The sequence below is a fragment of the Janthinobacterium sp. BJB401 genome, assembly GCF_013372745.1.
Lineage (GTDB): Bacteria > Pseudomonadota > Gammaproteobacteria > Burkholderiales > Burkholderiaceae_D > Janthinobacterium > Janthinobacterium rivuli.
The window spans coordinates 1-8952 of record NZ_JABXFH010000090.1 but is presented as its reverse complement, the minus strand read 5'-3'; the positions used below and the strand labels follow the sequence as shown (position 1 = coordinate 8952).

General features: G+C 66.1%; 9 protein-coding genes. 5 read left to right on the top strand and 4 right to left on the bottom strand.

What is annotated here, in order from left to right; all coding sequences use genetic code 11:
• The 4 genes from HWE17_RS28010 to HWE17_RS27995 all read right to left on the bottom strand — a co-directional run.
• Positions 1 to 999 (bottom strand): SIS domain-containing protein (locus HWE17_RS28010; RefSeq protein ID WP_176391054.1); only part of this gene is annotated, 999 nt, incomplete at its 3' end.
• Positions 989 to 2101, bottom strand: a complete 1113-nt coding sequence (nagA, locus tag HWE17_RS28005) for an N-acetylglucosamine-6-phosphate deacetylase (protein ID WP_176391053.1) — start codon at positions 2099 to 2101, stop codon at positions 989 to 991. The genes nagA and HWE17_RS28010, both read right to left, overlap by 11 nt.
• Positions 2098 to 2832 (bottom strand): GntR family transcriptional regulator, encoded by a 735-nt coding sequence (locus HWE17_RS28000; RefSeq protein ID WP_046685618.1) that lies wholly within the window; start codon positions 2830 to 2832, stop codon positions 2098 to 2100. The genes nagA and HWE17_RS28000 overlap by 4 nt, the downstream gene beginning before the upstream one ends.
• 2 nt (positions 2833 to 2834) lie before the next feature.
• Entirely contained in the window at positions 2835 to 3707 is an 873-nt protein-coding gene (locus tag HWE17_RS27995) for a BadF/BadG/BcrA/BcrD ATPase family protein (RefSeq protein WP_176391052.1), read from the bottom strand.
• A 335-nt stretch (positions 3708 to 4042) separates the two neighbouring features.
• On the opposite strand from HWE17_RS27995, the gene HWE17_RS27990 reads away from it, so the two are divergent.
• The 5 genes from HWE17_RS27990 to HWE17_RS27970 all read left to right on the top strand — a co-directional run.
• Entirely contained in the window at positions 4043 to 4330 is a 288-nt protein-coding gene (locus HWE17_RS27990; protein ID WP_035825453.1) for a hypothetical protein, read from the top strand.
• A 230-nt stretch (positions 4331 to 4560) separates the two neighbouring features.
• Positions 4561 to 5085, top strand: coding sequence for a hypothetical protein (locus HWE17_RS27985; RefSeq protein WP_176391051.1), 525 nt, complete (start codon positions 4561 to 4563; stop codon positions 5083 to 5085).
• 51 nt (positions 5086 to 5136) lie between these two features.
• The gene (locus HWE17_RS27980) at positions 5137 to 6768 is read left to right on the top strand and encodes an AAA family ATPase (protein ID WP_176391050.1); all 1632 of its coding nucleotides are present in this window, start codon (positions 5137 to 5139) and stop codon (positions 6766 to 6768) included.
• A 1-nt stretch (position 6769) separates the two neighbouring features.
• Positions 6770 to 7456: a general secretion pathway protein GspB gene (locus HWE17_RS27975; protein WP_176391049.1), complete on the top strand. Its 687-nt coding sequence runs from the start codon at positions 6770 to 6772 to the stop codon at positions 7454 to 7456.
• A gap of 100 nt (positions 7457 to 7556) precedes the next feature.
• The coding region (locus HWE17_RS27970; RefSeq protein ID WP_176391048.1) for an alkaline phosphatase family protein at positions 7557 to 8952 on the top strand (1396 nt) is incomplete at its 3' end.

Sequence of the window (8952 nt, the reverse complement as noted above, 5' to 3'; positions counted from 1 at the left end):
TACCTTGCTCAAGTGACGCGGCGCATCCGGGTCCATGCCGCGCGCGGCCGACAGCTTGGCCGCCATCACGTAGAAGGACTGGATGGCGACGATCGGGTCGAGGTCCGGCGTGGCCGCCACGGGCAGGGTCAGGTCGCGCTCGGCCACATCGCTTGGCGCCGCCAGCAAGACCTTGGCGCCGCGCCCGCGCATCTCCGTGGCCAGTTGCAGCAGGCCGGCCTGCGTCGGGCCGCGCGTGGCGAAAATCAGCAGCGGGTAGCCGTCTTCGATCAGGGCCATCGGGCCGTGCTTGATTTCGGCGCCGCTGAAGGCTTCCGCCTGCAGGGCCGAGGTTTCCTTGAATTTCAGGGCCGACTCCAGCGCCACGGGGAAGCTGATGCCGCGTCCCACGACCATGATGTTGCGGGCCGGGGCCAGCACGTCGATGGCGGGCGACCAGTCGACGCGTGTCGCTTCGAGCAGCGCTTCAGGCAGCGCTTCCAGGCCGGCCTGCAGCTCGGGGTCGTTCTGCCACTGGGCCACCATGCGCGCGCCGGCGACCAGGCTGGTAATAAAACTCTTGGTGGCGGCGACGCTTTGTTCCTTGCCGGCGCGCAGGGGCATGGCCCATTCGGCGGCGTGCGCCAGCGGCGACTCGATATCGTTGACGAGGGCCACGGTGGTGGCGCCGCCGTCGCGGAAGTAGCGGATCGGCTCGACCACGTCGGGACTCTGGCCCGATTGCGAAATCGAGATGGCCAGCGTGTCGCGCGTCACCAGCGGCGACTTGTTCAGGGTCACCAGCGACATCGGCAGGGACGCGACGACACGGCCCAGGCGCGCCATGATCAGGTAGGCGACGTAGTTGCAGGCGTGGTCCGAGCTGCCGCGCGCGATGGTCAGCGCGGTCGAGAACGAGGTGCTCCTCAATTTGCGGCCCAGTTCCGCGTAGCGTTCCGTGTCGCTGGCCAGTTGCAGGGCGACGCATTCGGCGGCGGAAATGGCTTCTTTAAGCATCATTGAGGTCACAGATTTCTCCTTCTATATACACAGCTTTGAGTTTGAGATCGCGATCGAGTACCACCAGATCGGCGTAAGTACCGGGGGCCAGCCGGCCGCGTTCTTCCAGGCCCAGGTAATCGGCGGCGTTGGTCGACACGCGCTTGGACGCGTCGGCCAGGTCCAGTCCCAGTCCCACCAGGTTGCGCAGCGCCTGGTCCAGGGTCAGGGTGCTGCCCGCCAGCGTGCCGTCGGGCAGGCGCACGCCGCCCATGCATTTCTGCACGGCGTGGCGGCCCAGCATGTATTCGCCGTCCGGCATGCCGGTGGCGGCCGTCGAATCGGTGACGCAGTACAGGCGCGGGATGGCGCGCAGGGCCACCTTGATGGCGCCCGGATGCACGTGCAGCAGGTCGGGAATCAGTTCGGCGTATTCGGCGTGCGCCAGGGCGGCGCCGACCATGCCCGGCTCGCGGTGGTGCAGGCCGCTCATGGCGTTGAACAGATGCGTGAAACCCATGGCGCCGTGTTCCAGCGCGGCCACGCCGTCTTCATAGGAACCGAGCGTATGGCCGATCTGCACGCGCACGCCGGCGTCGGCCAGCGCGCGCACCAGGTCCAGGTGGCCGGCGATTTCCGGCGCCACGGTGATGACGCGCAGCTTGGCCAAGGTTTGCAGACGTTCGATTTCAGCCAGCGTGGCGGCGCGTGCGTAGTTCGGCTGCGCCCCGAGCTTGCCGGAATTGATGTACGGGCCTTCCAGGTGGGCGCCCAGCACGCGCGCCGTGTTCGGGCGGCGGTCCTTGGCGGCGGCGCCGATGGCGCTCAATGCCATGTCGATGTCTTCCGGCGGCGCCGTCATGGTGGTGGCCAAGAGGCTGGTGGTGCCGTGGCGCGCATGGATGGCCGCGATGGTGTAGACGGCTTCGCCGCCTTCCATGATGTCCTTGCCGGCGCCGCCATGCACGTGCAGGTCGATAAAGCCGGGCAAAATATAGTCGTCGCTGTTGGTCGACGGGTGGAGTGAATCGCCGGTGATGCTGTCGACGCGCTCGCCGAAGGCGATGGCGCCGTGGATCCAGCCGCCGGGGGTAAGGATATTGCCTTTGATAGTGCTGCTCATCTGCGCGACTCCGCTACGAATTCATAATAATCACTGCGGCAATACGAGTGGGTCAGTTCCACCGCTGCGCCGTTGTCGAGATAACTGACACGGGTGATGTGCAGCATGGCTTCACCCGTCTTGATATTGGCCAGCTTGGCCTGTTCCGCCGTGGCGTTGACGGCGCGAATATGCTGCAGCGCGCGCATCGGGATGGTGCCGCGCGACTCCAGGTAGCCGTACAGCGAATCGGTCACCTGCTGCGGGTCCGGCATGTACAGCGCGGGGATGGTGGTCGTTTCGATCGCCATCACCACTTCATCGGCCGTGCGCAGGCGGCGCAAGCGCGCCACCGGCATGTGCGGCGACAGGCCCAGCGACAGCAGTTCCAGCGGCGCGGCCGAGCCGATATCGCGCTGCAGCCAGCGCGAGCCGGCCGTAAAGCCCCGCTGGCGCAATTCTTCCGAAAAGCTCGTCAGGCGCGACAGCGGCTGTTCCAGCTTGGGCGTGATGTAGGTGCCCGAGCCGCGCTTGCGCGTCAGCATGCCCCGGTCACACAGCATGTCGATGGCCTTGCGCGCCGTGACGCGCGAGATTTCCAGGATGTCCGACAGCACGCGCTCGGAAGGCAAGGCCTGGTTGGCGCGCCAGTCGCCGCTGGCGATGCCGTCCGATAGCATGTTCGCCAGCTGCATGTAGAGCGGCGTGTCGCTGGCCGGATTGGGTTTGAAGGTGGACAGTTTGGCCAGCATGGTCATTGCTCCTGCAAGTACTTGCGTATCAGGCGCAGACCGCCTGCGGCCGAGTCGCCCTGTGCCGGCACGACCAGTTGCAACAGTTCCGCCGGCAGGTAGGCCGACAAGGGCGCGGCCAGGCCGCCGCACAGGGCCACGGGCAAGGCGCCGGCCGGGTCGAGCGCCCTGGCGATCAGCGCGATCTGCTGGCCCGCGTCGACCAGGATGGTGCGCGCCACGGCATTGCTGGCCGCGTGTTCGAGCACCAGGCGCGCCAGTTGCGCGAAATTGGTCTGGCTGGCGGCCGCCAGCCACACTTGCATGGCGTCGCGCTGGCCGCCGCAGGCGTCGATAATGGCCGTGGCGAAGGCGCTGCCGGGCACGCGCCCGTCGACCACTTGCTGCGCGTGGTTGATGGCGCGCATGCCGATCCAGGCGCCGCCCGCCTCGTCGCCGGAAGGGAAGCCCCAGCCGCCCACTTCATGGCGGCTGCCGTCCGCGTGCAGCACTTCGCCCACGCTGCCCGTGCCGATGGCCACGATGGCGCCCGGCTGGCCCGCGTGCGCGCCCAGCAGGGTGGTCAGGGCATCCGATTCGAGCGCCACAAAGGCATAGCCGGGATTGTGTTCGACGAAGCTGGCGGCCCACTGCTTGTTGTGCACGCCGGCCAGGCCCAGGCCGATGGCCATGCGCTGCAACGATGGCTGTTCCAGGCCGGCGGCGCGGAAGGCCAGGGTGACGGCGTGCGCCACGGAGGTCCAGGCCCGTTCGATGCCCAGTCCCAGGCCGGATGGGCCGCTTTGTCCCTGCGCCAGTTCCTCGCCATCGAGGCGCGCCAGGCGTACGCGGGTTCCGCTGCCCCCGCCGTCGACGCCGATTATGTATTCGATCATGTTGTGCAGTCCCGCGTTTGGTTGAATGCGCCTGTCTCGGTTCTTTTATTTGTCGGGCGGCGAAAAGCTGAAGGCACTATATTGTTGCCCCGATGGCTAGTCAAGAGGTATTTAAGTGGTATTGTAAAATAGTGTGGCGCTTGACGCGGCCTGCCCGAGGGGTGGCTTGCAAGTCATTGTTAGTAAAGGAATTTTTGTATGACGTGAATGGTATTGAAATTGGCCTTGTTTAATGCCAATTTTTTCGCACTGGTCTGCGCCGCGCGCGGTAGTATTGCTTGGCAAGGGGCGCCATGAAGAGTAAAGTCCGCCTTTTACACCTGAGTTGGAAGAGCATGATGAACGACAAGGCAGCAAAGAGCGAGTACTGGGACGACTGGCAGCAAGAGGCGCTGGCCGCCGGTGTGTCGGCGCCGCTGGCCAAGCTGGGCATGGAAATGATGCGCACGCACCGCAAGAACCGCTGGCCGAAGGATTTCCTGGGCCGCGAAAGCGATGGCCCGGTCATGATCGAAATGTGCCTGGAAGACGAGGCGGAAACGGAATTGTTCTTTATCGAGAACCTGCATCCCTACGATGCGGAGCTGATCGAAAAGACGCGCCGCCGCCTGTGCCTGCATTGATCTGGCACTGACGTACGACTGGAACGGCCGCCCTGTGCGGCCGTTTTGCTTTTCGGCTGGCATTTTCATGGGGGAGTGTCATAATGGCCCAGGCATTTTCGCCCAGGTATGGAGTAGATAATGAGCAAGGCACAGGACAGCAAGAAAGAAGCCAAGAAGGAACCGGCCAAGACCATGAAGGAAAAGAAGGAAGCCAAGAAGGTCAAGAAAGAAGAGCGCAAGCGCTGATCATGCGCCTGCGCCGTTCATTGACGCGCCCGTGGCGTGCGCCGGCCCTGCTGGCGGCGTTCGCCCTGCTGGCCTTCGGTGTCCCCGTGTCCGGCGTACTGGCGCAGCAAAAGCCGCCGCCGTCCACGTTCGGGCAAGTGGTGGGCAATGCCGTGCTGTGCATCGACCAGATCGACAACAAGGCCTTCTATGCCTATTTGCTGACGGCTTTCGGCCCCGCCTACAAGCATGAAGGGGGCGCCTACTGGTTCCGCACGGACGCCACCTTGTGGGGCGCGCCGATTACCGACGTAATCGTCAGCGACGACACCAGTCCCCTCGTCTTCATGGGCGTGGTGGCGGACTCGACGCCGGAAAAGCTGGAACCGGCCATCCGCGGCGTGTCGGGCCTGCGTTTCAATAAACTCGACAATTCCGCCTTTCCTGTCCGTGGTTCCGTGCCTGGCAGTAAAATCGTCTACTTCCGCAGCAAGGCGAAAGTGTATTGCGCCAAATACAAGCCGTTGCCGCCCGCCCGCACCCGATGAGGGGTTCGGCTTGCCGCCGCGCATTTTGATCGTTTCATCCGCAGGGTCTCCATGTACACGCATTATTTCCAGCTCAAGCAATCGCCGTTTTCGATCGCCCCCGACCCGCGCTACCTGTTCATGAGCGAGCGCCACCGCGAAGCGCTGGCGCACCTGCTGTATGGCGTGGGCAGCGGCGGCGGCTTCGTGCTGCTGACGGGAGAAATCGGCGCCGGCAAGACCACTGTGTGCCGCTGCTTCATGGAGCAGATTCCGGAAAACTGCCAGCTCGCGTATATCTTCAATCCGAAACTGTCCGTCGAGGAATTGCTGCTGTCGATCTGCGAGGAATTCCGCATCGCCGTGGCGCCCGGCGTGTCCAGCGTGAAAGGCTATGTCGACGCCATCAATGCGCACTTGCTGGCCAGCCATGCGCAGGGCAAGAACAATGTGCTGATCATCGATGAAGCGCAAAACCTGTCCGCCGCCGTGCTCGAGCAATTGCGCTTGCTGACGAATCTGGAGACGAGCGAGCGCAAGCTGCTGCAGATCATCCTCATCGGCCAGCCGGAATTGCGCGCCATGCTGGCGCGGCCGGAACTGGAGCAGCTGGCGCAGCGCGTGATCGCCCGCTATCACCTCGGTTCGCTGACGGCGGACGAGACGGCCAGCTATATCCGTCACCGCCTGGCCGTGGCGGGCAGCACGGCGCAGACGCCGTTCGCGCCCCGCTTGATGGCGCAAATTCACGCCATGAGCTACGGCGTGCCGCGCCGCATCAACCTGCTGTGCGACCGCGCGCTGCTGGGCGCTTACGTGGAAAACCAGCCGCAGGTGACGCGCCAGATCCTGCGCCGTGCCGCCGAGGAAGTGTTTGCGGAAGAGGGCAAGCCGGCTGCCGGACGGGGCCTGCGCTGGCCCCACGTGGCCGGTGGCGTGCTGGCTGGCGCCGTGGTCACGGCCGCGCTGGCCTGGCATTTCATGCCGCGCCCGTCCCCGTCCGCTGTACCTGCCGTGGTCGCGTCTGTGCCGGCCGCGTCCGCCGTGGCGGCTGCCGCCGCATCCGCGCCCGCGCCGGCCAGCGTGCAGGACCGCAACGCCGTGCTGCGCCAGCTGGCCAGCCTGTGGGGCGAGCAGTTGCCGGCCGGCGACGCTTGCCAGGCGGGTGCCCGCGCCGGCCTGCGCTGCCTGCACAGCCGTGGCGGCATCGCCGAGCTGCGCGTGCTGGACCGTCCCGCCCTGCTGGCCTTGCGCGACGGGGAGGGCAGGGAACAGCTGGCGCTGCTGACGCGCTTGCAGGACGAGACGGCCACCTTGATGCTCGACGGTAAGCAGCAAAGCCTGCCGCTGTCCCAGCTGGCGCAGCGCAGCGATGGCGCTTTCACGACCTTTTGGCGCGCCCCGCGCAGCTGGCGCGACGAGGTGCCGCTGGGCGCCCGCGGCGCGGACGTGGACTGGCTGGCGCAGCGCCTGGCGCAACAGCGGGGCTTGCCTGTGCCGGCCGCCAATCTGCCGCTCGACGCCGAGATGCAGGGCCAGCTGCGGGCTTTCCAGCAAAGCCAGAACCTGCGGGCCGATGGCCTGGCGGGTCCGAAAACGTATATACGCCTGATGCAGCTGGGTGACAATTCGGAGCCGCGCCTGAGCAGCGCAGCTCCTGCCGTGGCGGCGTCCGCTGCGACGGCGATGGTGGCGGGGAAATAAGATGTCCTACATACTAGAAGCACTGAAAAAATCGCAAGCCGAGCGCCAGTTGGGCGAGTTGCCGTCGATCCACGCACCGCAAGTGCAGCTGCACGATGCCGCCGCATCCGGCGCGGCGCGGCGCGCGCCTGTCTGGCTGGCGCTGGGTGGCGTGACGGTAGCCGTGGTGGCCGCATTGCTGCTGTGGCAGCCTTGGCAGGCGACGGCTACGGTACCAACGGCTGCACCCGCTGTGCTGGCCCAGGCTGTGCCCGCGCCGATGCCAGCCGCTGCGCCACCGGCGACCCCCGCGCCTGCGCCGGTTCCCGTTGCGCAAGTCACGCCCGTGCCGCCAGCGGCCACCGCCGCGCCTGTGCACCATGCCAGGCCTGTGGCGGAACCAAAGCAGGAGTCGCCCGGCCAGGCCGCGCCGTCTGTCCCCGCTCCTGCGTCTGCCGTGCCTGCGCCTGCTGCCGAAGAGACCGTGCCCGGCATGCGCGACTTGCCCGAGCCGATACAGCGGCAAATCCCTGCGGTCGCCATCGGCGGCTATATCTATTCGAAGAATCCAGCCGACCGCCTGCTGCTGATCGACAAGGTACTGCGCCACGAAGGCGAGGAGCTGGCGCCGGGACTGGTGCTGGAAAAATTGCAGCCGAAGGCGGCCATCTTCAGTTTCAAGGGCTATCGCTACCGCGTGCCGTATTGAGTTGTTGTGCATCAAGGCCGGGCCGCCATAGCTGAACCATACTGGCCAGGCCTGGTCGAACCAGGGTCGCTGCGACCGTGTGCGCGGCCGGGGAGGTCCGATGATTGCTGCCGCAGCTGCTGGTGAGGGTGTGCTTGATGTGGGTGTGCCTGGAAACCTGGCGCGCATCGACCACATCGTCGTGCTGATGATGGAAAACCGCTCGTTTGACCACATGCTCGGCTACCTGAGCCTGGAAGGCGGGCGCGCCGATATCGATGGCTTGCACGCCAGCCATGCCAATGTGCATGCGGGCGTCAGCTACCCCGTGCACCATTTGCGGCGCACGGCCTTTGGCCCGCAGCAAGACCCGTCGCATACGGGCATGTCGGTGGCGCAGCAATTGCAAAACAATAATGGCGGCTTTGTCGACGACTATGCGCAAACGCATCCGGGCGACCCCGACATCGACCTGGTGATGGGCTACTACAATGGGGCAGACTTGCCCATGTACGATTTCCTGGCGCGGGAGTTCTGCGTTTGCGACCGCTGCTACAGTTCCGTGCCGGGCGCCACCTGGCCCAACCGCCTGTATGCCATCAGCGGCAAGGCGGCCGGCAGCCACGACAGCAAGCGCGTGCCCCTGTATGCGAACAAGTCTTTCGTGCGCCACCTCGAGCGTGCCCAGGTCAGCTGGAAATTCTATTCCGCCTGGAAACCCTGGAGCCTGGCCCTGACGGACGACCATTACCGCTCGTCGGAAATGTACGAACCGTTCGGCTCCAGCGCCCGCCGCTATGGCTTCATCGGCGATGCGCTGGCGGGCACCTTGCCCTCCGTCAGCTGGATCGATCCGCATTTCTTTGACAATGACGACCACCCGCCGGCCGATATCCGCGCCGGCCAGGCGCTGGTGGCGCAGGTCTACCAGGCCCTGTCGCGCGGACCGGCCTGGGCACGCACCTTGCTCATTCTCAGCTATGACGAGCACGGCGGCTTTTTCGACCATGTGCCGCCTGGCGCCGCCATCGACGACGATCCTGCGTTTCGCCGCTACGGCGTGCGCGTGCCCATGCTGCTCGTGTCGCCGCTGATCGCGCCGGGCAGCGTCAGCCACGAGGTGGTCGATCACACGTCGATCATCAAAACCATTTTGCAGCGCTTTTGCCGCGCCGCCGATGGCGCCTTGCCCCAGATGGGCGCGCGCGTGGCGGCCGCCAGCGGCCTGGGCGCCGTGCTGACCCTGGCGCAAGCGCGCGCCGCGCCTGCCGTGCCCGTTGCTGTGCTGGCGCAGCGGGCCGCATGGGAGGCGGAGGTGCGGGCGCAGGATTTTACGCCGCTGGCGCCCGCTTGCCAGCCTGATGGCGAAGTGGCGGCCGCTGCCGCCGTACCGTTCCAGTCCGATGCCGAGGCCGGCGCGATCGCCGCTCACCGGCAATTGGCGCGCGCGGCCAGGAATGCGCAGGCGGTGAATAGTAAAACCGCGGGAACGACAGCACCGAAGTCCACAGGCAGGC

Bases quoted from the DNA above. Each gene is read 5' to 3' on its own strand.
- HWE17_RS27985 (WP_176391051.1), top strand. From the start codon at position 4,561: ATGCGCCTGCGCCGTTCATTGACGCGCCCGTGGCGTGCGCCGGCCCTG.
- HWE17_RS27990 (WP_035825453.1), top strand. From the start codon at position 4,043: ATGATGAACGACAAGGCAGCAAAGAGCGAGTACTGGGACGACTGGCAG.
- HWE17_RS27975 (WP_176391049.1), top strand. From the start codon at position 6,770: ATGTCCTACATACTAGAAGCACTGAAAAAATCGCAAGCCGAGCGCCAG.
- HWE17_RS28000 (WP_046685618.1), bottom strand. From the start codon at position 2,832: ATGCTGGCCAAACTGTCCACCTTCAAACCCAATCCGGCCAGCGACACG.
- HWE17_RS27980 (WP_176391050.1), top strand. From the start codon at position 5,137: ATGTACACGCATTATTTCCAGCTCAAGCAATCGCCGTTTTCGATCGCC.
- HWE17_RS27995 (WP_176391052.1), bottom strand. From the start codon at position 3,707: ATGATCGAATACATAATCGGCGTCGACGGCGGGGGCAGCGGAACCCGC.
- nagA (WP_176391053.1), bottom strand. From the start codon at position 2,101: ATGAGCAGCACTATCAAAGGCAATATCCTTACCCCCGGCGGCTGGATC.